This is a genomic window from Streptomyces sp. CBMA156 (assembly GCF_014596515.1).
In the GTDB taxonomy this organism is placed as follows: Bacteria; Actinomycetota; Actinomycetes; order Streptomycetales; family Streptomycetaceae; genus Kitasatospora.
In genome coordinates this window covers 1-22,784 of sequence record NZ_MSJQ01000330.1, presented here as the reverse complement: position 1 = coordinate 22,784, position 22,784 = coordinate 1, and the positions used below count along the sequence as shown (strand labels likewise).

At 71.3% G+C, this 22,784-nt stretch carries 24 protein-coding genes, 1 pseudogene and 1 riboswitch; of the genes and pseudogenes, 14 read left to right on the top strand and 11 right to left on the bottom strand.

Going from position 1 to position 22,784, the window contains the following annotated elements; all coding sequences use genetic code 11:
* Nucleotides 1-68: 68 nt before the first annotated feature.
* Together BU198_RS28745 and BU198_RS28740 are read right to left on the bottom strand one after the other, a co-directional pair.
* Nucleotides 69-530 (bottom strand): hypothetical protein, encoded by a 462-nt coding sequence (locus BU198_RS28745; protein WP_188299774.1) that lies wholly within the window; start codon nucleotides 528-530, stop codon nucleotides 69-71.
* On the bottom strand, nucleotides 527-1,636 hold the full coding sequence (locus BU198_RS28740) for a hypothetical protein (RefSeq protein WP_223245066.1): 1,110 nt from the start codon (nucleotides 1,634-1,636) through the stop codon (nucleotides 527-529). The genes BU198_RS28745 and BU198_RS28740 overlap by 4 nt, the downstream gene beginning before the upstream one ends.
* 532 nt (nucleotides 1,637-2,168) lie before the next feature.
* On the opposite strand from BU198_RS28740, the gene BU198_RS28735 reads away from it, so the two are divergent.
* Complete coding sequence (locus tag BU198_RS28735) at nucleotides 2,169-3,785, top strand: protein kinase domain-containing protein (protein WP_188299773.1); 1,617 nt, start codon at nucleotides 2,169-2,171, stop codon at nucleotides 3,783-3,785.
* Nucleotides 3,786-4,223: 438 nt separating this feature from the next.
* On the opposite strand, the gene BU198_RS28730 is transcribed toward BU198_RS28735, so the two are convergent.
* Entirely contained in the window at nucleotides 4,224-4,532 is a 309-nt protein-coding gene (locus BU198_RS28730) for a hypothetical protein (protein WP_317620357.1), read from the bottom strand.
* A 267-nt stretch (nucleotides 4,533-4,799) separates the two neighbouring features.
* On the opposite strand from BU198_RS28730, the gene BU198_RS28725 reads away from it, so the two are divergent.
* Nucleotides 4,800-5,183, top strand: coding sequence for a hypothetical protein (locus BU198_RS28725; RefSeq protein WP_317620356.1), 384 nt, complete (start codon nucleotides 4,800-4,802; stop codon nucleotides 5,181-5,183).
* On the opposite strand, the gene BU198_RS28720 is transcribed toward BU198_RS28725, so the two are convergent.
* The 6 genes and pseudogenes from BU198_RS28720 to BU198_RS28695 form a co-directional block, all read right to left on the bottom strand.
* Entirely contained in the window at nucleotides 5,164-5,625 is a 462-nt protein-coding gene (locus tag BU198_RS28720; protein WP_188299771.1) for a hypothetical protein, read from the bottom strand. The genes BU198_RS28725 and BU198_RS28720 overlap by 20 nt on opposite strands.
* Complete coding sequence (locus BU198_RS28715; protein ID WP_188299770.1) at nucleotides 5,622-5,897, bottom strand: hypothetical protein; 276 nt, start codon at nucleotides 5,895-5,897, stop codon at nucleotides 5,622-5,624. Before BU198_RS28715 ends, BU198_RS28720 begins: the two co-directional genes overlap by 4 nt.
* Nucleotides 5,894-7,612, bottom strand: a complete 1,719-nt coding sequence (locus BU198_RS28710) for a hypothetical protein (protein ID WP_188299769.1) — start codon at nucleotides 7,610-7,612, stop codon at nucleotides 5,894-5,896. Before BU198_RS28710 ends, BU198_RS28715 begins: the two co-directional genes overlap by 4 nt.
* Nucleotides 7,612-9,084, bottom strand: coding sequence for a site-specific integrase (locus tag BU198_RS28705; RefSeq protein ID WP_317620355.1), 1,473 nt, complete (start codon nucleotides 9,082-9,084; stop codon nucleotides 7,612-7,614). Before BU198_RS28705 ends, BU198_RS28710 begins: the two co-directional genes overlap by 1 nt.
* A gap of 90 nt (nucleotides 9,085-9,174) precedes the next feature.
* Complete coding sequence (locus tag BU198_RS28700) at nucleotides 9,175-10,350, bottom strand: hypothetical protein (RefSeq protein ID WP_188299767.1); 1,176 nt, start codon at nucleotides 10,348-10,350, stop codon at nucleotides 9,175-9,177.
* Nucleotides 10,351-10,468: 118 nt separating this feature from the next.
* A pseudogene (locus BU198_RS28695) lies at nucleotides 10,469-10,753 on the bottom strand (HIT family protein); the annotation flags it as partial.
* A gap of 169 nt (nucleotides 10,754-10,922) precedes the next feature.
* Here BU198_RS28695 and BU198_RS28690 point away from each other — a divergent pair.
* Nucleotides 10,923-11,111 carry a YegP family protein gene (locus BU198_RS28690; RefSeq protein WP_188299765.1) on the top strand — a complete coding sequence of 63 codons (189 nt, stop codon included), beginning with the start codon at nucleotides 10,923-10,925 and terminating at the stop codon, nucleotides 11,109-11,111.
* A 96-nt stretch (nucleotides 11,112-11,207) separates the two neighbouring features.
* On the opposite strand, the gene BU198_RS28685 is transcribed toward BU198_RS28690, so the two are convergent.
* Complete coding sequence (locus BU198_RS28685; protein ID WP_188299764.1) at nucleotides 11,208-11,903, bottom strand: MSMEG_1061 family FMN-dependent PPOX-type flavoprotein; 696 nt, start codon at nucleotides 11,901-11,903, stop codon at nucleotides 11,208-11,210.
* A 168-nt stretch (nucleotides 11,904-12,071) separates the two neighbouring features.
* Between BU198_RS28685 and BU198_RS28680 the strand changes: the two genes are divergently transcribed.
* The 11 genes from BU198_RS28680 to BU198_RS28630 all read left to right on the top strand — a co-directional run bounded on the left by BU198_RS28680 (nucleotide 12,072) and on the right by BU198_RS28630 (nucleotide 21,671).
* Entirely contained in the window at nucleotides 12,072-12,386 is a 315-nt protein-coding gene (locus BU198_RS28680; RefSeq protein WP_188299763.1) for an antibiotic biosynthesis monooxygenase family protein, read from the top strand.
* Between the two features lie 139 nt (nucleotides 12,387-12,525).
* Nucleotides 12,526-12,653, top strand: a riboswitch (FMN riboswitch).
* Between the two features lie 227 nt (nucleotides 12,654-12,880).
* Complete coding sequence (locus tag BU198_RS28675) at nucleotides 12,881-13,600, top strand: riboflavin synthase (RefSeq protein ID WP_188299762.1); 720 nt, start codon at nucleotides 12,881-12,883, stop codon at nucleotides 13,598-13,600.
* 56 nt (nucleotides 13,601-13,656) lie between these two features.
* Entirely contained in the window at nucleotides 13,657-14,244 is a 588-nt protein-coding gene (locus BU198_RS28670) for a nicotinamide riboside transporter PnuC (RefSeq protein ID WP_188299782.1), read from the top strand.
* Nucleotides 14,241-15,521, top strand: a complete 1,281-nt coding sequence (locus BU198_RS28665; RefSeq protein ID WP_188299761.1) for a bifunctional 3,4-dihydroxy-2-butanone-4-phosphate synthase/GTP cyclohydrolase II — start codon at nucleotides 14,241-14,243, stop codon at nucleotides 15,519-15,521. Before BU198_RS28670 ends, BU198_RS28665 begins: the two co-directional genes overlap by 4 nt.
* Nucleotides 15,522-15,573: 52 nt before the next feature.
* Nucleotides 15,574-16,047: a 6,7-dimethyl-8-ribityllumazine synthase gene (ribH, locus tag BU198_RS28660; RefSeq protein ID WP_188299760.1), complete on the top strand. Its 474-nt coding sequence runs from the start codon at nucleotides 15,574-15,576 to the stop codon at nucleotides 16,045-16,047.
* A 101-nt stretch (nucleotides 16,048-16,148) separates the two neighbouring features.
* Nucleotides 16,149-16,421: a phosphoribosyl-ATP diphosphatase gene (locus BU198_RS28655; protein WP_030242547.1), complete on the top strand. Its 273-nt coding sequence runs from the start codon at nucleotides 16,149-16,151 to the stop codon at nucleotides 16,419-16,421.
* A 56-nt stretch (nucleotides 16,422-16,477) separates the two neighbouring features.
* Complete coding sequence (hisG, locus tag BU198_RS28650) at nucleotides 16,478-17,326, top strand: ATP phosphoribosyltransferase (protein ID WP_188299759.1); 849 nt, start codon at nucleotides 16,478-16,480, stop codon at nucleotides 17,324-17,326.
* Nucleotides 17,327-17,493: 167 nt separating this feature from the next.
* Nucleotides 17,494-17,934: a PH domain-containing protein gene (locus BU198_RS28645; protein WP_317620354.1), complete on the top strand. Its 441-nt coding sequence runs from the start codon at nucleotides 17,494-17,496 to the stop codon at nucleotides 17,932-17,934.
* 254 nt (nucleotides 17,935-18,188) lie between these two features.
* A complete protein-coding gene (locus BU198_RS28640) occupies nucleotides 18,189-19,532 on the top strand; it encodes a hemolysin family protein (RefSeq protein WP_188299757.1) in 1,344 nt (447 codons plus the stop codon).
* Entirely contained in the window at nucleotides 19,529-20,575 is a 1,047-nt protein-coding gene (locus BU198_RS28635) for a hemolysin family protein (protein ID WP_188299756.1), read from the top strand. Before BU198_RS28640 ends, BU198_RS28635 begins: the two co-directional genes overlap by 4 nt.
* Before the next feature lie 109 nt (nucleotides 20,576-20,684).
* Nucleotides 20,685-21,671 (top strand): NAD-dependent epimerase/dehydratase family protein, encoded by a 987-nt coding sequence (locus BU198_RS28630; protein WP_188299755.1) that lies wholly within the window; start codon nucleotides 20,685-20,687, stop codon nucleotides 21,669-21,671.
* Between the two features lie 69 nt (nucleotides 21,672-21,740).
* Here the strand turns inward: BU198_RS28630 and BU198_RS28625 are convergent.
* Nucleotides 21,741-22,784: AAA family ATPase (locus BU198_RS28625; RefSeq protein ID WP_188299754.1), on the bottom strand; the 1,044-nt coding region annotated here is incomplete at its 5' end.

Below are 22,784 nucleotides of genomic sequence, written 5' to 3'. Positions count from 1 at the left end.
GTAGTTCAAGAGGTGGCTGCTTCAGCGCGTACGTTCTTGGAACGCGTACTTCTTCCACGCTCTCCCCTTCAACTGCAGCTGCCGATCACCGTGGTTCGCGGCGCGGGCAGGCGGCTCACTCGGCCTGTCCCGGCAGCGGATTCGCGGAGCCGGACGATCTCCTCGTGCTGGGCGGCGAGCCGGGCAAGGGCCTGACCGCGGAAGTCGGTGAGCTCTTCGACCGTCTGGTCCGACTGGGCCAGCCGTTCCTTGAGCTTGGTGATCTCTGCCTTGAGACGGGCGATCTGGGCCTCGCGTGGGTCGAGGATCTCGCCGGCGTCTTGAAGCGTCTGGAGGCGTCGTTCGAACTCGACGCGGAGGCGCGCGTATGGGCGGGTGCCGTAGAACGCGGTGCGGTCGACGGCGGCCTCTCGGGCGAGGGTCTTGATGTCGCAGGTGCCGCCGGGCGGGATCTCACCGCGCAGGAGGCGGTCCATTGCGGATCGGATGCGGTTCTCGTTCTCGGTGCGCTGGGCTGTGGTGATTCTCAAGAGGACTCCTCGTTCGTGGTGTCGCTGGCGGCGTCGATCTCGGTGACGACCCGCAGGGCCCGGTCGAGGTCGGCCTGGAGCCGGATGCGTTCGGTCTTGCGGGTGGTGCCGAGCTGGCCGATGAAGACCTTTGTTCTGTCTGCGTGCTCGGCCCAGAGGGGCCGGTGCCCGGGGTGGTGGGTGGCCTGCGGGCAGCGGGCGGAGTCACACATCCCGATCAGCGGACGGTCCGCGGCAAGTGTGCCGGCGAGTTTGAGGCAAAGTGCCCGGGAGGGGTCGGAGAACCAGCAGTAGTTCGCCGGTCCGAGGTGCAGGACCTGGGCGCGTTTGGTCAGGAGGTTCAGGACGTCTCGGTCGTTGCGCTGGGTCTTCGGGGCCGCCGCCGAGGCCACATCGAGTTGGGCGTCGATGCCGGCGAAGAACTCGGTGAGGCTTCGGGCGCCGGGACCGGCGGGCAGGATGCCCTCCTGGTAGTTTCGGAACTCCTCCAGCACCAGCCGGAGATTGCGCTCGCTCTCGTGCTTGTTGACCTCGGCAAGGAGTTCGGCCTGGGCTCCGCCGGGGCGCGAGCTGTAGCCCTCGGTCGTGGCGACCGCGATGTGCTTGAGGTGGATCTTGGTCGCGAGGACACCACCAGGCCGGTAGGCCATATCCAAGGCCAGAGACCGCCTCAGCATCCTCAGGTTCACGGGCCCTTCGCGGATCGGTGCGAGTCCGAGTCGTTGTCCGGCCTGCGAGTTGACCCAGTTGCGGAACCAGCGGTAGCGGACGGTGAAGGAGAACCGGCCGAAGAGCAGGGCTCCGTTCTCGGGTGCCTCGTGGAGCTGTTCGGCGAGTTCGATGGAGCGGTGGACCGGCTCGATGACGACCCATTCGTCGTCGGTCCCGCCGAGGGGCTGGCCTTTGACGATCTTGCTGGCGATTCGATAGCGGGTGAACCCGGGGACGGGCTCTTCGAGTGGAAGGCGGCAACCGATCCGCAGTTCCATCAGCTGGCTCGCCCGCATTCCCGAGGCGGTGGCCAGCACGATCATCGCGGCAGTGGGGACGATGCCGACCAGGGCGACGACCTGGAGGCGGTGCAGGGGCGGGGTCCAGGGCAGCACGGACGAGGAGTCCGCCGCGGTGCACCACCACTGCGGCCGGTCCCGCCCGTACCGCCCATGCCACCCGCGCCGAACGCGAAGCCACCGAAGACGGTGGCGGCGCCGCCCTCACGACCTGGGCCGAAGGCGCCGATACTCCCTCCGCTGCCGCCGGCGCCGCCCAACTGGGCGCCGACGAGGCCGTTGCCGGGTGAGGGCCCGGGCAGGAGGCGCGGTTGAAACAGGCGCCGCCGAACTGGGCTTCGCCATGGCCGTGGAGAATGCGCCTGCCTGTGGCCTCTCGACGCCCCGGGACGGCCCACCACAACCTGCCGATGGCCGCCGACGAGGAACACCCACGTCGGATTGTTCCCGGCCTCCAGCCGCCGCGATCACTGAACAACATATTAACTCACCTTCTCCAAACGGTAACTGATGTACAGTCTGGTCGATTCGGCCTTGCCCTCCGCCACGCGCTCCGCGCACACTTCGGTCTCGGGGGACGACATACGGACGGTTGTCACCGAAAGTCGAAAGGGACACTGTGGAGCCGTTGGAATCCTCCGACCCGCGCATGGTCGGGCGGTACCAGGTGATCGCCGGGCTCGGCCGGGGCGCGATGGGGCGGGTGCTGCTGGCCAGCGGACCGGACGGGCGGCTGGTGGCACTCAAACTGATCCACCAGCGGTTCGCCGAGGACGACGGGTTCCGGGTGCGCTTCCGCAGGGAGGTCGACGCCTCCCGCCGGGTCTCCGGGGCGTACACCGCGGCCGTCGTGGACGCGGACACGCAGGCCACGGTCCCCTGGCTGGCCTCCGTCCACGTACCCGGGCCCACCCTCGACCGGGCAGTGGCAACCGCCGGGCCACTGCCCGAGGCGGCGGTGCTACGACTGGCGGCCGGACTGGCCGCCGCCCTGATCGAGGTCCAGCGAGTCGGCCTGGTGCACCGGGACGTCAAACCGTCCAACGTCCTGCTCACCGACGACGGCCCCCGGCTGATCGACTTCGGCATCGCCCGGCCGGTCGTGGCCGAGACGGACAGTACCGGACTCACCCAGCCCGGCACCCTGGTCGGCTCACCCGCGTTCATGTCCCCCGAACAGGCCCAGGGGCAGCACACCGGACAGGCCAGCGACGTGTTCTCACTCGGCGCGGCACTGGTGCTGGCCTGCACCGGGACCGGACCGTTCACCGCCGACTCCGTACCGCTCCTCCTCTACCGGATCGTGCACACCGAACCCGACCTGAGCGCCGTCCCACCCCGGCTGCGCCCAATCGTCGAGGCATGCCTGTACAAGGCCCCCGAAGCCCGGCCCACCCCAGCCCAACTACTGGACGCGCTGGGCGGGATCGCGCCCAGCCCGTGGCCGTGGCCGCCCGCCGTCCAGAGCCTGATCTCGGACGACCGGGCCCGACTCGCCCGACTGCTGCACACCGCCGGGGCATCCGAGACCCACCTGGGAACCCACCCCGCAATCCACCCGGCAGCCCACCCCGCGACACCGCCGCCACTCGTCCGACCCCCGCTCTGGCGCCGCAAGCCGCTGGAACTCGGCCTCGCGGCGACGGCCGCGGCAGCCGCCATCGCCCTGACCGCGGTACTGGCCCTCCCGTCCGACTCGGACGGGACCACCCCCACCACCGGGGCAACCGACGTCTCCGTCGACGCCGAGCTGACGGTGGGCAGTCAGGTCTCCTTCAAGACCGACAGTACGAAGACCCATCTGCGGCACTTCAGGGGCCGCGTCGTCCTCTCCCAGATCGACGATGACGATGTACAGGCCATCAAGGACGCCACCTGGACCGTCCGCACCGGCCTGGCCAACGTCCTCGGTCACACTTGCTACTCCTTCGAGGCGTCGCACTTCGACGGCGAGTACCTCCATCTCGGCGACGGCCAAAAGTTCGAAAAGGCGGGTTTGTCGCAGGACCAGCAATTCAAGGACAACGCGACCTTCTGCGTCGACCTGCTCCAGAACGGCAGCAATAGGATCTGGATGCCGAAGAAGCACAACTACCTGCGGCTCTGGGGCGGGCAGGTCTACGTGGCCGACAAGAACGGGAAGAACGCCTGGGACACCAAGACCAACTGGCAGGAGGAGATCACCTGGGTCGTCGGCCCACCCATCCCCCTGCCCTCCACCTACCCCCCGCAGCCGGTGCCGTAGGACGCGTTCGTGTCCTGACGGGTGCGTCCGGCTGCGGTGCCCGTGGCGTGGCCGGACGACCTCGTCGGCGGCCATCGGCATGTTCCTTCAGTCCGCCGCCGCAGGTGGAGACCACCGGTCCGGACGGCGGGCCGATCGAGGCCGAGGCCACCACCGACGGGCCGGCCAGGCTCATCGCGACCCGACCGACCCTGCCCCCGCGCCTGGTGAACGAGGCGCAGCGCACGGCTGCGCTGGTCCCGGTGGGGATGGCCGGCGGCCTGTTCACGGTGGAGGCGAGTGCCGAGCAGGTACTGCTGTACCGCATCGGAATCGCCACCGCCCTGGGTACCCCCGATGCCGGGGTCGCCCACGCCCGCGCGCTCGACCCCGCTCTCCTGCGGCCGTCACTGAACACGCAGGTGAGGCCGAGGGGTTCGTTGATCAGCATGGTTGGCATCAGAGATCACCGCCCTCGATCTCGTCGGCGAACTCGGCTGCGGCTTCCCGCTCGGCCGCCGTGTCATCGGTCAGTCCGGCCGCGGCTCCGGCCCCCTCGTATGCCTCCCGGTAGATGCGCGTCGTGTCCAGATGGCGGAGGTACTTTTCCGTGGTCAGGACGGTGGAATGGCCTAGAAGATCACGAAGGACCAGTAGTGGGTCCGCCTTGCTCAAGTAGAAGACAAGAGCGGCGTCGGCATCGGTGTCCCGCACGAGTTTCGCGGCCTGCCGGTAGTGCCCTGTGACCAGGTATTCGAGGGTTCTCATCGAGAAGGTGTGGCTTGTGTCCGCAGAGGCCGTGTGCGGTGGGGTGTGTGTTGCGATTGAGCAGGCCGTCCGTGTTGGCCACGTTCGCAACGTCGGCCATCGGTCGTGTTGCATTTCGACGACGCCTTCGTGAGGCGGATCACACTGCCGCGTGGGGTCGTCGTTTCTTTGATCGATGCCCGACACCCCGCATAGGTTGACCTGATGAGGGGTGGATTGCGGGAGCGATGGACGGGACAGCCGCGATGGGTGAGATGGACGCTCGCGGTGTACTTGATCGGCTTCCTTGAAGGGGCTGGTGCCCACTTCCTGGATCTGATCGGCGGTGGGATCCACGTCTATGCGTCCTTCGCGCCGGTGCCTCTGCAGGTGTTCTTCGTCAGCCTGGCGGTCCTCGACCCGACGGTCGTAGTGCTGGTGGGACGCCTTCGGTCGGCGGGTGTCCGGCTGGCCAGCGGCGTGATGATGCTGGACGTCATCGCGAACTGGATCGTCAACTGGCCGCAGCTGCAGGAGAATCCGGCGTGGCTGCTGCGACCTGTCGGACTGCTGCCCATCACGCTCTTCGGCCTGTTCGTCATCGCGACCTCGGTTCCCTTGCTTCGGGCCTTGAAGGGGGTGCCGGTGGATCTCAGCTGCACGACCCGATGACGGTCGTCCGCGGAGAAGGAAGGCGGGTGACACGGTTCGAGGTGTCAGCGCCCCCGCGGAGGTGGACGATCTCCTCGTGTTGGGCGGCGAGCCGGGCCAGAGCCTGGGTGCGGAAGTCCGTGAGCTCGTCGACCGTCTGCTCCGACTGATGAAGCCGTTCCTTGAGCTTCGCGTTCGCCGCCTTGAGCCTGTTGATCTGGGCTTCGCGGGGATCAGGGATCTCCCCGGCCTGCTGCAGGGCCTGCAGGCGTCGCTCGAACTCGACGCGGAGGTGAGTGTAGGGGCGGGTGCCGTAGAACGCGGTGCGGTCGACATCGGCGTCGCGGGCGAGGGTCTTGATGTCGCAGGTGCCGCCGGGCGGGATCTCTCCGCGCAGGAGCCGGTCCATGGCGGCCCGGATGCGGTTCTCGTTCTCGGTGCGCTGGACTGTGGTGATCCTCACGCGGAGTCCTCATCGGCTTGGTCGAGGGTGGCCGCGTCGATCTCGGCGACGACTCGAAGGGCCCGGTCGTAGTCGTTCTGCAGGCGGGAGCGTTCGGTCTTGCGGGCCATGTGGACCGGCAGGCCTACGACCTCGGTGAAGTCCCACACATCGTCCTCGAAGAGCGGGCGGCGAACGGTATCGGGCAGGCCGAGAGCAGCCTCCCGGCAGACGTCGGCGCCGGCGAAGACGGCGGACCGTCCGTCGAACGCATAGGAAACGGCAGTGTTCACGCGGTCATCTCCTCGGGACGCAGGGGCAGTTCGTCATCGCGGTCGGCGATCTGAGTGGTTGCCTTCGCCAGGACGGCAGGATCGAAGCGGTCCAGGATCTGCTGGATCTGGGCCGCATAGGGGCCGAAGACGGCCATGAACTGGGCAGCGGGCATCTGCTGCCACTGCCGGGAGAAGAACGCCTTGAGTCGCAGGAGATTCGCCGCGTGCCGCGGGGCGAACACCGCGAGCGGGCAGAGCAGGCAGACCCAGGGCCGGGCCGGACACGGCTTGCCCTTCGGTCCGTGCAGCCCGGAAAGCTGGTCCCCGCAGGCGGCCGTGAACACATCCCGCTGTCCGCCGACGAGTTCGGCGATCGCCGCATCGTCCAGGTCCATGGCCGCCAGCAGTTGCGGATAGCCCGAGGCCAACGCGGCTGCGTCCTCCTGCGTGATCACTGCTGGCGGGTGAGAGCGCCGCAGCATGTCGTGCTGGGTGTCCTCAATGACCGCCTCGACAGCATGCTGCTGGGCCGGTGTCACGGCAGTCAGGTAGTGGTCGCCCTCGACCGCCGGGGTGTGGTTTGGGTCGATGGTGGCCCGTCCGCTGCCCGTCCAGGTGCTCTTGTCGCGCATCGCATGGTGAGTGGTGCGGATCCGGGAGCGGTGGACCTTCAACGGACGGCCGTCCTGCGTGAGCACCTGGTGGCGCATCACCCATCGCTGGATGGCCGCCCGTGCACCGGAGCCCGTGACGACGGTGAACTGTCCCGGGCGGCTGAGAGCCAACCACAGACGCCGTCGGTCCTCGGGCCCGGTGAAGCTCCGCAGCAGAGCCGAGTGCGCCAGCCACTGCTCCAGCAGCCGAACGGCCCGGCGGGGCAGGGTCAGGCTCTCCGCCGCCGTGCGGCGCTTGACATAAGAGAGAAGGACTGTCGAGTCTCCCGCCCAGTCGATGTCGTCGGTGACCAGGTCGTCAATGCCGTCGGGGACGATGCCGGAGTAGATGCCGAACAGCAGCCGGTAGGCGATCAGAGCGTTGTGCGTGGGGAAGAGATCGGTGTTGGCCTCCAGGAACCCGCCCCGCTGCCAGATCGCTCCCTCGGTGCAGCCGAGTTCCTCGCCGAACCTCGCGGTGGTCACCGGACCGAGTCGGGCCAGCAGCCACCGCACATTCTCGGCCGACCAGCCTCCCGAGCCCGGGTGTTTGCCGCGAGCGGCCGCTGCAAGGGCCTGCCGGTGGGCGGCGTACGACTCGTCGACCAGTGTGCGGCAGACCTCGGTCAGCCGCTGCCATTCCTCCTCCGGATAGGGCGGCAGGGCATGACGGTAGGGCTGGATGTTGAAGTGCCGGCCGGATGCGAGGTCCAGTACTCCCTCGCCGAGGGTGCCGCCGGTCTGGGCGAAACCCTCCAGCATGCTGCGGGTCAGCGCTTCCAACCTCGTCGGGCTGGCCATCCAGAACTCCGCCAGCTGGCCCCGCCGCAGCTGTGCGGCACCACCTGCGAAGCCTTTCGCGGCGAGGGTGCGGACCATGTTCCGCAGGGCCTGGACGTAGAAGTTGACCGTGCCGTCCGAGTCGGCGGTGCCGTGTGGGTGGATCAGATCCACGAGACCGGTCGCCAAGTCGCGGGCCAGGAGCGGGTTGGGGAGTCCGTCCAGACGGTAGTCGGCCCGCCGGCCGTCGCTGAACACGCAGGTGATGCCGAGTGGTTCCTCGATGAGCTGCGTCGGCATCAGCTGTCCCGCCCCCCGAGATCATCATTGAACTCGGCGGCGGCTTCCTGCTCGGTCGCCGCATCGTTGGTCAGTCCGGCTGCTGCCCCGGCGCCCTCGTATGCCTCCCGGTAGATGCGGGTGGTGTCCAGGCGGCGGAGGTACTTTTCCGTGACGAGGACGGTGCTATGCCCCAGAAGGTCTCGCAGGATCAGCAGCGGGTCGGCCTTGGAGAGGTAGAAGACCAGCGCGGCATCCGCTTCGGTGTCTCTCACGAGCTTTGCTGCCTGCCGGTAGTGGCCGGTAACCAGGTATTCGAGCGTCCTGATCGAGAACGAGTGGCGGAGTCGGTGGGCGTGAACGTGCGGGAAGCGGGGCTCGAAGCGGGCCCGGATCCGGTCCGAGGTCCGTTCGAAGACGCTGGCCCAGACGGTGAACGGGCCGCCGCCGTTCTTCACCGCCAGCAGGCACGAGCCGCCCTCGGGGGCGACCAGGCGTCGGCGTTCGGCCGGGGTGAGTGAGTCCCACGAGCGGCGCACCCCGTTGACCCGCCCGCCGCGGGGACCGGGCTCGGTGACCATGAGCGGCTCGCCCCACCGGCGCGGCGGCTTCCACCCGGAGCCCTCGGTGGTGGCCGCGCGGTCCAGCGCCAGGTAGTCGTGCAGCCCGGCGAGGGCCTCGTAGGAGGTCCAGGTGGTGCGGAACTTCTTTCCCTTGGTGATCCCGGCCGGAACCGGGAACGGGATCGGCACTGCGGTCGGCTCCGGCGGCAGGGCGGGGATCTCCCAGGGCAGCAGGTGGGTGAACTCCTGCAGCCGCAGGCCGGTGGCCAGCGCGAGGTCGCCGATCGCGGCGTTGCGGGTCAGCTCCCGGCCGTGGAAGCCGGTGTCCTGCGAGCCGTCCGGCGCCAGCCCCCGCAGTCCGTTTCGGAACAGCTCGGTGAAGTCCGGCTCCAGGTACTTGATCGTCACATGCGGCTTCGGCGTGCGGCGGACCGCCAGGTTCACCCGCACCTCCCGGCCGGTCCCGGCGAACAGTGCCCGCGCGGACCGGTAGGTGAACGGCTCCGCTGCCGCGTAGCCCTCGGCCATCGCCCACCGGTAGAACAACGACAGGATGCTCATGTGCTGGCCCCACGTCGTCGCAGCGAACCGCGCCTTGGCCGGTCCGGCAGCCCGGTGCTCGGCGTACCGGCTCAAGCCCGCCTTCAGGCGCTCACGCGAGTCGAACAGATCCACCCCGTGATCGGCCAGGAACTCCGTCCATGCCTTGAGGGCCCTCGCGTAGTTCTCCCACGAGCTCGGCGCCGGGGCCCCGCTCGCCGGTAGCTCGCGTAACCAGCGGTTCACCACCGCTGCGGGGCGCGGTGCGGCCGGGCCGTCCTCGAAGCGCAGGTCGTCGTCGACGAGCACGGGCATCCCCTCGGGGATCAACGGCCGGTGCTCGATGTCCCAGGACTGCCAGCCGTGGGACGAGAAGAAAGTCAGGATCACGAGCGCTGACAGTAGAAACACCACACGACCCGAGGCAACTCACAAACCCCAAGGCCACACGCCTACTTGGAGTCAATCGCCACACGGGAACTAAGCAGAGGCAATGTGGCGCAGGTCGTGCCAGCGCCAGCGCCGGGCGGGCAGGAGCGGCGTGGTGGCGTCCACCCGGTCCTGCATCCGGCGCCAGGCCGTGTGCCGGTAGCGCTTCCAGGAGTCCGCGCCGGGCACCAGGCCGCTGCGGCAGACGAACACCGCCAGCGCCTCCAGGCCGAAGTCGCCCTCGCGCACCGCGATCCGCCGCAGCGCCGGGGGCATCGCCTTCATGTCGAACACCCGGCGCACCCCGTCCAGGACCCCGCTGATCAGGCCGCTGTCCGGATCGACGCGCGAGACGACGAACAGGTCGCGGTGCCGGCGCTCCAGAGTCCGGGCCGCGCCCGCAGTCAGCTCCGGCCGCTCCAGCAGGACGTAGGTCTCCACCGCCCCGACGGCTTCCTCCGGAGCGTAGACGGTGCGGGCCTTGCCGTACTTCGCGCATGCCTGGACGGTGAACTCGGCTGCCTGGCCCGGCCGGTTGACCCCGATCCCGAGCTCGGGCAGCAGGACAGTGGCCCACTCGCGCGGGCGCATCCCCGTCCCCAGTGCCAGGTCCGAGCCCGCGCGATTGCGCAACGGCGCCCAGCCCCGGAAGGTCCGGTCAACCCGGGAATCCGGATGCTGACCGCCCAGGCCGACGTCGCGGAAGTACCGGTACTGCTCCAGCGTCAGGTGCCGGATGTCCATCCCGCTCCGCACCCGCGGCGCGGAGGCGTTGCGGCCCCTCGCCGCGACCCGGGCCGGCGCGTTCTGGAGGTATCCCTCCTTGACGGCGAATTTGAAGAACCGGTCGAGGACACCGGACTCCTTGCCCCAGGCCGACGAGCCGATCGGCCGCTCCTGCAGTTGGGTCCGGGCCCGTTTGTAGGTCACCTGGTCCGACTCCGTCACGATCAGCACGTCATGGCCGCGGCTCTCCTGGTGCCCGGCGAACCGCGCCATGATCCGGCCGTAGTCCTTCAACGTGGACTCGGCCAGATCGGCGTACGACAGGCCACGGCCCCAGGTGCAGAGCGGCTCGACCGGCATCATCGTCTCCTCATCGAGGTACACCGGCGTCCCATCAGAGATCGCCCGGTGCTCCAGCAACCGGGCCACCTCCTGCCCAGACAGCGCGGGGCTGTTGAGGGAGCGCACCGCCTCCTTCGAGCTCACCGCGAACAACAGCATCTCCAACTCCCCGTGAGGCATCCAGGAGACGAGAGATAGCAGCCGGTGAGGGGCCCTCCGGACCCCGTTCACCAGCCCGAGCGACACCTCATGAGACAGATCTGAACTGCCCCAAGAACAGGTGCGGCACCGACTGGCTGATCCGGTTGTTCGCCGCCACGAAGCTGCCCGCCGCGCCCAGCCCCCGCTCGACGGCCGCGGCCACCCGCTGCACCCGCAGGAAGAACGGTCCCACCTCGGCCGGCGGCAGGTCGGCGAGCGTCGGGTGGTGGGCGCGCGGCACGACCAGGACGTGCCCGGGGAACAGCGGCCGGCGGTCCAGGAAGGCCACCGCCACCTCGTCGTCCAGCACCAGGTGCGCCGGTTCCTCGCCCGCCACCACCGCACAGAAGACGCAGTCCATCCGTCCATTCAAACCAGTGGCGGCCGTCCCGGCACCCCCGCAAACCGTCACGGACCCGGCTTCACCCGACCGGCCGCCGACCGGGTGCGGCCGCCCCGCCGCCGGGCGCACGGTGCTGCCGGGGGCCGGAGAGCGGGCGCGTCGAGCGCCCCACGAGGAGGTGGCCCGGATGTCGGGCAAGTTCGAGGTCTATCAGGACGCCGGCGGCAAGTACCGGTTCCGGCTCAAGGCGGGCAACGGCGAGATCGTCGCCACCGGCCAGGGCTACGTCAGCAAGGACGCCGCGCACAAGGGCGTCGAAGCGGTCCAGCGGGCCGCCGACGGCGCGCCCGTGGTGGACGTGCCCAAGGCCGCCTGAGCACGCCCCGCCCGGCGCCCGGCCCGCCGGGGCCGGCCGCCGGGCGGGGCGTGAACGGCAGGGACCCCCGCGAACGGCACGGGGTGCCCCGGCAGCTCACTCGTACCGGTACAGCAGCGCCTCCCGCTCGTGCTGCTCGACCATCTCCACGGTCAGCGACTCGTCCCGCAGGTGGGAGAGCGTGACCTCCGCCGAACTCGGCTGGGCGTCCTGGGCGAGCCAGTTCTCCGGCTTCCACGCCGAGGAGCGCAGGAAGGCCTTCGGGCAGTGCCCGTACACCTCCTCGACGGCGACCACGATCGCGCTGCGCGGCGGCTTGCCGACGGCGGTCAGCTGCCGCAGCAGCTCCGGGTCGGTCGAGACGCAGGCCCGCCCGTTGACCCGCAGCGTGGCGTCCCGGCCGGGGACGACGAAGAGCAGCCCGACCCGGCCGGTCTCCAGGACGTTGTGCAGGGTGTCCAGCCGCTTGTTGCCGGTGGCGTCCGGGATGGCCAGGGTGTACTCGGCGAGCACCGAGACCAGCCCGGCCGGCCCGCCCCGCGGGGAGACGTCGCAGCGCCCGGCGGCGTCCGAGCTGGCCACGAACACCAGCGGGGAGCAGGCGATCAGGCGCTGGGCGACCTCGTGCAGCCGGTCGACCTGCTTGCCGCGGGCCTGGGCACTGGGCTGCTCGTAGATCTCGCGCAACTGGGCGGGATCGCTGAGCGCACCCGCGCTGAGAGCCCCGAACAGGCCGCTCGGGCGGTCCTGACCGGTACTTGACGGAACGGCGGCTTCCGGTGTGATGGTCATGCCGGAAATCTAACCGAGGCCCCTCGGTGAAGGACCGGCCGGCAGCCCCGGACCCCTCGCGGAGGACTGGCGGGACCCCTCGGCGAAGGACCGCCCGGACCCCTGTTCACCAGCGGATTTCCGCTGATAATGGGGCCAGGGGACCAGCCGCAGCCGGAGGTGGTGGTCGTGATCGTCAGAATCTGGGCCGGGCAGGTGCTGGCCGGTCGCATCGAGGAGTTCTGCGCGCACCTGGCCGCTCAGGTGATCCCGCAGCTGGGCCGGACGGACGGCTGCCTGGGCGGTGAGCTGCTGCGCTCGGTCTCCGAGGACGGGCACCGCGTCCTGGTGGTGAGCCGCTGGCGCGACGAGGAGGCGCTGCGCGGGTACGCCGGGCCGATGTGGCGGATCCGGCCGGTCTGGTCGGAGGGCGAGCTGCGCTACCTCGCCCACCCCCCGGAGGTCACCCACTTCACCTCGATCGCCGCCCCGGCCGCGCCCTGAGGCCGCGGCCCGCCGTTTCGCGGGGCGGGTAGCAGGCTGCCGCGCATTCCCCGCAAGCCCGTGAAACAGGCCACAGTCGGAGACTCTCCCTGCCCTTGCGTCGACCGTGGCAGAATGACGGCATCAAGCAGTGACGTTCAGCGCACTCCGGGGTCGGTGAAAATCCGAACCGGCGGTTACAGTCCGCGACCCGTCCGCAGCCAGCGGCCGGTTGACCAGGTGAAATTCCTGGACCGACGGTTAAAGTCCGGATGGGAGGCGTGCGCGGGCGGACGAAGAGCAGTACCCGTGGTCCATCGGCAGGCGACAGCCGGCCTTCCGGGCCTCGGTGAGGTGCGACGACGGGAGCGGTGTCTCCCGGGCCGGGCGAGCGATCTCCCGGCGGCTTCGGCATCCCGGCGACGGGTCGTGCCCGGGGTCCGTGCGCCGCTGCCCGTCCGCGTTATCTCCCCTGCCGCCCCGGAGTCCGCGCCCCAAGCGCGAGGAGAACCCGGGTGTTCACCGGCATCATCGAAGAGCTCGGCGAGGTCGTGTCGATCGAGGAGATCGGCGACTCCTCGCGGATCCGCCTGCGTGGCCCGGTGGTCTGTACGGGTGCCCGGCACGGAGACTCCATCGCGGTCAACGGCGTGTGCCTGACCGTCGTCGACAGCCCGGCGGAACTGGCCGCCGGCACCGGCGAGTTCAGCGCCGACGTGATGGCCGAGACGCTGCACCGGTCCAGCCTCGGCGAGCTGGCGCCCGGCTCCCGGGTCAATCTGGAGCGCGCCATGGCGCTCGGCGCCCGGCTGGGCGGCCACCTCGTCCAGGGCCATGTCGACGCCACCGGGCGGCTGTTGAGCCGCGAGCCCGGCGAGCGCGGCGCGGACGGCACGCTGCGCTGGGAGGTGCTGCGCTTCTCGCTGCCGGACACCGTCTCCCGCTACCTGGTGGAGAAGGGCTCGATCACGGTCGACGGCGTCAGCCTCACCGTGGTGGAGGCCGCCCGGGACAGCTTCACCGTCAGCCTCATCCCGGCCACCCTCGCGCTGACCACGCTCGGCGCCAGGGCCGTGGGGGAGAGCGTCAACCTGGAGGTGGACGTGCTCGCGAAGTACGTCGAGCGCCTCCTGGAGTCCCGCACCCTGCCCGCCCTGCCGGGCCTTTCCGACCCGACCAACCCGACCGACCCGACCGGCCTGCCGGTCGACGCAGCCCCGGGGGAGTCCCAGTGAGCTGGCTCAGCGGCGAGGCGTTCACCGTCCTCGGCGAACACGTCAAGTGGGCCGACATGATCGGCAACATCCTCGGCCTCGGCGGGCTCGCGCTCGGCTGGCGCCGTTCGGTCTGGAGCTGGCCGGTCCAGCTGCTGTCCGGCGCGGTGCTGATCACCGCCTACCTGGGCGGCCACGTTCCCGGCCTGATCGGCAAGCAGCTGATCGTGATCGCCACCGCCTCGTGGGGCTGGGCGCAGTGGCAGCGGGGCCGTCGCAACGGCGGCGGGATCGCCGTACGGTTCGCGCGCTGGCCCGAGCGGATCGCCCTCGCGGCGGGCACCGCGGCCGGCACGGTCGCCCTCGCCCTGCTCTTCACGTCCTACCCCAGCCTGTCCTGGAGCCCCTGGTCGGACGCCTACATCTTCGTCGGCACGCTGGCCGCGATGGTCGCCCAGGCCCGCGGCTGGGTGGAGTTCTGGTTCGCCTGGATCGCGGTCGACGCGGTCGGCGTGCCGTTCGCCTTCAACAGCGGCTACACCTTCTCCGGCCTCACCTACTCCGTCTACTTCGTCCTGGTGCTGCTCGGCCTGCGTTCCTGGTGGCTGAGCACCCGTGAGCCGCGCGCCAAGTCCGCCACCCGCCCGCAGGGAGCCACGGTATGACCGAGCAGACCGAGAACCAGTCCGGCAACGGCGCCACCGAGCCCGAGTTCGTCCTCGACCCGGTGGAGCGGGCCATCGCCGACATCGCCCTCGGCCGCGCCGTGATCGTGGTCGACGACGAGGACCGAGAGAACGAGGGCGACATCGTCTTCGCCGCCTCCGCCGCCACCCCCGAGCTGATGGCCTTCACCATCCGCTACAGCTCCGGCGTGATCTGCGCGCCGATGACCGGCGAGGAGCTGGACCGCCTCAGGCTCCCGCCGATGACCCAGGTCAACGAGGACCGCAAGGGCACCGCGTACACCGTCTCGGTGGACGCCAGGGAGGGGGTGGACACCGGCATCTCCGCCGCCGACCGTGCCCGCACCGTACGGCTGCTCTCCTCGTCCGGCACCGAGCCCGGCGACCTCACCCGCCCCGGGCACGTCTTCCCGCTGCGCGCCGTCGAGGGCGGCGTGCTGGTCCGCCCCGGCCACACCGAGGCGGCGGTCGACCTGGCCAGGCTGGCCGGACTCGCGCCGGCCGGCGCGATCGCCGAGGTGGTCAACGACGACGGCACCATGGCCCGGCTGCCCGAGCTGGTCGCCTTCGCCCGGGCGCACGGCCTCGCGATCATCTCGATCGAGGACCTGATCGCCTACCGCCGCCGGACCGAGCTGCACGTCGACCGGGCGGCCACCACCGCCCTGCCCACCGCGTACGGCGAGTTCACCGCGGTCGGCTACAAGGGCACCCTCGACGGGGTCGAGCACCTCGCGCTGGTGGCCGGCGGACTGGACGAGCAGGGGCGGCTGCCGGCGGGCGAGGACGTTCTGGTGCGGGTCCACTCCGAGTGCCTGACCGGTGACGTCTTCGGCTCGCTGCGCTGTGACTGCGGCCCCCAGCTGGAGGCCTCGCTGCGGCGGGTCACCGAGGCCGGGCGCGGCGTGGTGCTGTACCTGCGCGGCCACGAGGGGCGGGGGATCGGCCTGGCCCACAAGCTGCGCGCCTACCAGCTCCAGGAGCAGGGGCGGGACACCGTCGACGCCAACCTGGACCTCGGCCTGCCCGCGGACGCCCGCGACTACAGCATCGCGGCCCAGATGCTGGTGGACCTCGGCGTCCGCTCGCTCGCCCTGCTCACCAACAACCCGCAGAAGCTGACCGCGCTGACCGAGCACGGGCTCAAGGTCAAGGGGCGCGAAGCGGTCGAGATCGCGCCCGGCGAGCACAACCTGCGCTACCTGCGCACCAAGCGCGACCGGATGGGCCACGACCTGCCCGGCCTGGACTCCTGAACCACCCCTCCCGGCAGAGACACCAGCAGAGACACCACAGGAAGTAGGAACCATGAGCGGCCACGGAGCCCCCGAACTGACCATCGACGGCGCCGCCGGCCTCAAGGTCGCCGTCGTCGCCGCCCAGTGGCACGACACGGTGATGAACGGCCTGCTGGACGGCGCCCACCGCGCGTTCGAGGAGCTGGGCGTCACCGGGCCGACCGTGCTGCGGGTGCCCGGCACCTTCGAGCTGCCGGTCGCCGCCAAGCGCCTCGCCGAGCGCGGCTACGACGCCGTGGTGGCCCTCGGCGTGGTCATCCGCGGCGGCACCCCGCACTTCGACTACGTCTGCCAGGCGGCCACCGCCGGCCTCGCCCAGGTCAGTGTGGACACCGGTGTCCCGGTCGGCTTCGGCGTGCTGACCTGCGACAACGAGGAGCAGGCGATCGACCGCGCGGGCCTGCCTGGCTCCGCCGAGGACAAGGGCCACGAGGCCGCCACGGCCGCCGTCGCCACCGCCGTGGTGCTGCGCGCCGCGCTCTGACGACGGCCGGGACGGTCCCGGAGCGCGGACGTCCACTCGACTGTCCACGGTCCGGGACCGTTTACCGTCCGTCCGCCCGTACGCCGTAAGGTGGGCCCATCATGGCTTCGAAGACATTCGAGGAGCTCTTCGCCGAGCTCCAGCAGAAGGCCGCCACCGGCGACCCCTCGTCCTCCCGTACCGCGCAGCTCGTCCAGCAGGGCGTCCATGCGATCGGCAAGAAGGTCGTCGAGGAGGCCGCCGAGGTCTGGATGGCCGCCGAGTTCCAGTCGGACGAGCAGACCGCGGAGGAGGTCTCGCAGCTCCTCTATCACCTTCAGGTGATGATGATCGCCCGCGGCCTGACCCTCGACGACGTCTACAAGTACCTCTAGAGACCCCGCTCTCCCGAGCACACCCATCCTCCCAACAGGTAAGGAAGCAACCTCCCATGCTGCGCATCGCCGTCCCCAACAAGGGTTCGCTCTCGGGTCCCGCGGCGGAGATGCTCCATGAGGCCGGCTACCGCCAGCGGAAGGACCCCAAGGAGCTCGTCCTCGTCGACCCGGCCAACGAGGTGGAGTTCTTCTTCCTCCGCCCGCGGGACATCGCCGTCTACGTCGGCTCCGGCCGTCTCGACGTCGGCATCACCGGCCGTGACCTGCTGCTGGACTCGCACTCCAACGCCGAGGAGGTGCTCGCGCTCGGCTTCGCCGGGTCGACCTTCCGCTTCGCCCGCCCCGAGGGCGTGGACGTCGATGACGTCAAGGGCCTGGAGGGCCTGCGGATCGCCACCTCGTACACCGGCCTGGTCGAGCAGCACCTGGCCGACCACGGAGTGAAGGCGACGGTCACCAAGCTGGACGGCGCGGTCGAGACCGCGGTGCAGCTGGGCGTCGCCGACGTGATCGCCGACGTGGTGGAGACCGGAACGAGCCTGCGCAACGCCGGTCTCGAGGTGTTCGGCGAGCCGATCCTGGTCTCCGACTCGGTGGTGATCCGGCCCAAGGGCGCCGGCGAGGACGCCCGGGTCGATCAGTTCCTGCGCCGCCTCCAGGGCGTGCTGGTGGCCCGCCGCTACGTGCTGATGGACTACGACATCCGCGCCGAGAAGGTCGGCGCCGCCGTCGCGCTCACCCCGGGCCTGGAGTCGCCGACCGTCTCGCCGCTGCACACCGAGGGCTGGGTCGCGGTGCGTTCGATGGTGCTCCGCAAGGAGGCCCAGCAGATCATGGACGACCTGTGGAGCATCGGCGCCCGGGCCATCCTGGTCACCAACATCCACGCCTGCCGCCTCTGACCCGAGCGGAACGCCCGGCCCGCGCACCCGAGCGACCCGCGTGACCGCGCCGCCCGGGTGACCTGGCCGCCCGTCCGCGAGTAAAGAACGGTTCAATGGGGCGGGGACGCCGACCGCGTCCCCGCCCCTCGCGCTGCCGCCACCAGAACCACCCCCGGAGTCCCCACGTGTCCACGCCGTCCGTCCAGTTCCCCGTCACCTGGGCGCCGCGCCGCACCCGCGCCGTGCTGCTGCCGGTCTGCGTGCTGCTGGTGGCGCTGTTCTCCGCGATGGCCGTGATGCTCCCGGAGAACTGGCAGCTCAACGACCGGATCATGATGACGGCCAGCGGCGTCCTGTTCGCCGCCGTCGGCCTGATGCTGGCCCGCCCCCGGGTGAGCGCCGACGCGGACGGCGTGACGGTGGTCAACTTCGTCCGCCGCCGCCGGCTCGCCTGGGCCGAGATCGTCCGGGTCAACCTCCGCCAGGGCGACCCGTGGGCGACCCTCGACCTGGCCGACGGCACCTCCCTCGCCGCGGTCGGCATCCAGCCCGGGGTCGGCAGGGCCCAGGCCATCGCGGACGCCCGCGCGCTGCGCGACCTGGTCGAGCGGCACGCCCGGGGCTGAGCCGCCACCCGCCCGTCCACCCCCTCCACTCGACCCCGGCAGCCCGCTCCCGGCACCCCGCCCCCGGTGGGCCGAAGGGTGCCCTTACCTCTGTCCGGGTATGGTCTACGCTGGTAAAAGCAGGGCAAAGTGCGCCCTGCTCCCGATCGAGTGCCCGATATCCGACCAGAGGAGTGACACTCCCCCTCGATGGACGATCCGTCCGGTAGTACCTGCGCCGCCTCGCTTCCGATCCCCGGAAGGCAGGCGGCACTGTGATCACCGCCTGGCTGCTGTTGCTCGCAGCCGTTCTCCTGATCCTCGCCAACGGCCTGTTCGTGGCCGCCGAGTTCGCCTTCGTGACCGTCGAGCGCGGGGCGGTGCAACGCTCCGCGGAGGCGGGCGACGCCAAGTCCCAGCGGGTCGCCAGGGCCCTGCGGCACCTCTCCTTCGAACTCTCCGGCGCCCAGCTCGGCATCACGGTCACCTCGCTGGTGGTCGGCATGCTCGCCGAGCCGGCCCTGTCCACCCTGCTCGCACCCGTCATGTCCGGCATCGGCGTGCCCGACTCGGCCGCCCGCGGCGTCTCCGTGGTCGTCGGCATGGTGCTGGCCACCGTCGTCCAGATGGTGATCGGCGAGCTGGTGCCGAAGAACTGGGCGATCTCCCACCCGCTCCAGGTGGCCCGCGCGGTCGCCGCCCCGCACATGGCCTTCTCCTTCGTCTGCCGCCCGCTGATCAGCTTCCTGAACGGCACCGCCGACCGGACCGTCCGGGCCTTCGGCGTCGAGCCGCAGGAGGAGCTGGGGCACGCCCGCACCCCGGACGAGCTGGTCTCGCTGGCCCGTCACTCGGCCAAGGCCGGCGCGATAGACGAGGAGTCGGCGACGCTGTTCGTCCGCACCCTCGGCCTGCGCGAGCTGACCGCCGAGTCCGTGATGACCCCGCGGGTGGACGTGGCCGCGCTCCAGGGCGACGCCACCGCCTCCGACGTGATCAACCTGACCAGGGCCACCGGCCTGTCCCGCTTCCCGGTCTACACCGACAGCCTGGACGAGGTCACCGGCATCGTCACGCTCAAGGACGCCCTGGCCGTCCCGGCCGCCCGCCGCGGCCTGGTGCGGGTCGGCGCGCTGTCCTCGGCGCCGCTGCTGGTGCCCGAGACGCTGCCCGCCGAGCGGTTGCTCGACCAGCTGCGCCGCCTCCAGCCGATGGCCATCGTGGTCGACGAGTACGGCGGCACCGCCGGCGTCGTCACCGTCGAGGACATCGTCGAGGAGATCGTCGGCGAGGTGCAGGACGAGCACGACCCCGACGACCACCCCGAGCTGTTCCCGCTGCCGTCGGTCAACGGCCTGCCGGTCTGGGAGGCCGACGGCCGCGCCCGGATCGACCAGCTGGAGCGGATCGGCCTGAACGCCCCGGACGGCCCGTACGAGACCCTGGCCGGTCTGGTCACCGACCTGCTCGGCAAGCTCCCCGAGGTGGGCGAGCAGACCGAGCTGCCCGGCTGGCGGTTCACCGTGACCGGTGTCGACCGCCACCGCACCACCGAGGTCCGGGTGGAGCGCACCACCGCGCCCGCGCAGTTCGACGAGGACGGGGAGGAGGGCCGATGACCGCCCTGCAACTGGCCGTCGCGCTGCTGCTCCTGCTCGGCAACGCCTTCTTCGTCGGCGCCGAGTTCGCCGTGGTGTCGGTGCGCCGCAGCCAGATCGAGCCGCTCGCCGAGGCCGGGCACAAGCGTGCCCGCACCGTGCTGCACGCGCTGTCCAACGTCTCCGCGATGCTGGCCGCCGCCCAGCTCGGCATCACCGTCTGCTCGCTGGGCCTCGGCGCCCTCGCCGAGCCGACCATCGCCTCCCTGCTGGAGGGCCCGTTCCACGCGATCGGCGTCCCGTCCGGCCTGATGCACCCGCTCTCGTACGGGATCTCGCTCGCCGTCGTGGTCTTCCTGCACATGGTGATGGGCGAGATGGTGCCGAAGAACATGGCCATGGCCGGCCCGGAGAAGGCCGCGCTCTGGCTCGGCCCGCCGCTGGACCGGCTGGCCCGCTGGCTCGCCCCGGTGATCCGGGTGCTGAACGCCTTCGCCAACGGCATCCTGAGGCTGTTCCGGGTGGAGGCCAAGGACGAGGTCGAGTCGGTCTTCACCACCGAGCAGCTGATGTACCTGCTGGCGGACTCCCGGGACGCCGGCCTGCTCGACGAGGGCCGCCAGGAGCGTCTGGAGGACGCCCTGGAGCTGGGCCGCCGCCCGATCACCGAGGTGCTGCTCAAGCCCGAGCAGCTGGTCACCGTGGACTCCAAGGCGACCGCCGCCGAGGTCGAGGAGCTGGCGCTGCGCACCGGCTTCTCGCGCTTCCCGGTCACCGACGGCGACCCGGCCGGCCACGGCTACCTCGGCTACCTCCACCTCAAGGACATCCTCGACGTGGAGGACATCTCGGCGCCGGTCCCGGCCCGCCTCTGGCGGCCGATCACGGTGCTGCGCGGCAGCCTCCCGCTGGACGACGCCCTCGGCGCGATGCGCCGGGCCACCTGCCACCTGGCCGCCGTGCTGGACCAGGACGGGCGCACGCTCGGCGTGGTGATGCTGGAGGACGTGCTGGAGGAGCTGGTCGGGGAGATGCACGACCCGGACCACCGCGCCACGGCCTGACGCCCGTCCGGAAGTTCCGGATTCCGCTGACGGCGTGTCCGCTCCCGGCGATTCTGCCCAGAGCAGTCAGCCCTTCCATGCCGGCCACCCTGGGAGCAGGGTGGTCGGCATGAGACTTCTCCTGCTGGGTGGAACCGAGTTCGTCGGACGGGTCGTCGCCGAGGAGGCGCTGGCCAGGGGCTGGGAGGTGACGGCCCTCAACCGCGGCACGCGGCCCGCGCCGGAGGGCGTCCGGGTGCTGAAGGGCGACCGCACCGCCGAGAAGGGCCTCGCGGCGCTCGGCGCGGGGGAGTGGGACGCGGTGGTGGACACCTGGTCCTGGGCCCCCGCGGCGGTGCGCGACAGCGCCCGCTTCCTGAACGGCCGGGTCGGCCACTACGCGTACGTCTCCAGCCGGTCGGTCTACGACCACCCGCTGCCCGCCGGGGCCGGCGAAGGCGCCCCGGTGGTCGCCTCCTCCGCGGACCTCACCGGCGAGGTGCCCTACGCCGAGGCCAAGCGCGGCGCGGAACTGGCGCTGGAGGCGGAGTACGGCGGGCAGGCGCTGCTCGTCCGCGCCGGGCTGATCCTCGGCCCGCACGAGAACATCGGCCGGCTGCCCTGGTGGCTCAACCGGATCGCGGAGGGCGGCCCGGTGCTCGCCCCGGGGCCGCGCGAGCTGGCCCTCCAGTACATCGACGCGCGCGACCTCGCGGCCTGGACCCTGGACGCCGTGGTGGCCCGCCTCGGCGGCCCGTACAACCTGGTCGGCCCGTCCGGCCACGCCACCATGGGCGAGCTGCTGGAGGCCTGCGTACGGGTCACCGGCTCGGACGCCGAACTGCGCTGGACGGACCCGGAGCGGATCCTCGCGGCGGGCATCGAGCCGTGGACCGAGCTGCCGATCTGGCTGGCGCCCGGCGAACTGTACGACTTCCTGCACGCCGGCCTGGTCGACCGCGCGCTCGGCGCCGGGCTGCGCTGCCGACCGGTCGCCGAGACCGTCGAGGACACCTGGGCCTGGCTGCGGTCGGTCGGCGGCAGCGCGCCGCGACGGGCCGACCGGGCCACGGTCGGGCTCGACCGCGAGCGGGAGGCCGCGCTGCTCAACAGCTGAGCCGGGGCCGGACCGACCGGCGGGGATCCGGCGGGGGTCCGACCTGGGGGCTGATCCGCGGGGCGGGCCTCAGCCCCGCCCGTCGATCAGCTCCCCGTACGCCTGGACCAGGTCCGGCAGGCGCAGCGTGGCCAGGTCCTCCCGGCCGGGCGGCTCGCGCAGCAGCGACAGCCGCAGGTCCCGGTAGGCGCAGGACTTCTCGTACAGGGTGCGGATGAACCGGCCGTTGCCCAGCTCGTCGATCCAGCCCTCGCGGACCACGTGGACGCAGATGCTGGCCAGCTCCTCGGCGGCGTCCTCATCCCAGCCGTCGCCGTCCCGGCCGGCCAGCGCGGCGCCGATCGCGGTCAGCTCGCCGGGGCGGTAGCTGGGGAAGTCGACCCTGGTGGTGAAGCGGGAGTTGAGGCCGGGGTTGGTGGCGAGCAGCCGGTTCATGCCTTCGGGATAGCCGGCCAGGATCACCACCAGCCGGTCGCGGTTGTCCTCGGCGCGCTTGAGCAGCACCTGGAGCGCCTCGTCGCCGTACGCGTCGCCCTTGGTGTAGCCGGAGTTGGAGAGGCTGTAGGCCTCGTCGATGAACAGCACGCCGTCCAGCGCGGAGTCGATCAGCTCGTTCGCCTTCACGGCGGTCTGGCCGAGGAACTCGCCTACCAGGTCGGCGCGTTGGGCCTCCACCAGGTGGTCGCCTGAGAGCAGGCCGAGGGCGTGGAAGACCCGGCCGAGGATGCGGGCCACGGTGGTCTTGCCGGTGCCGGAGGGGCCGGAGAAGACGAAGTGGCGTTTCGGCGGCTGGACCGGCAGGCCCTGCTCGGCCCGCAGCCGCGACATGCGCAACTGGGCGGAGAGCGCCCGGACCTGGCGCTTGACCGGCTCCATGCCGACCATCAGGGAGAGTTCGGCCAGGGCCGCGTCCAGCTCCCGTTCGTTGCCGCCGGCCCTGGGCTCGGGCGCGGCGGCGGCCCTGGGCTGCGCCCGGCCGAGGGCGGGCAGCGGTGGTACGGCGGTGCCGGGCGAGGGGGCCGAGCCGGAGCGCACCCCGGCGGTCTGCGGCGCGCCGTCGGTGGGGGCGCCGGCCGGCAGGGCCCCGCCGGCCGGAACGCCGTCGGTCAGGGC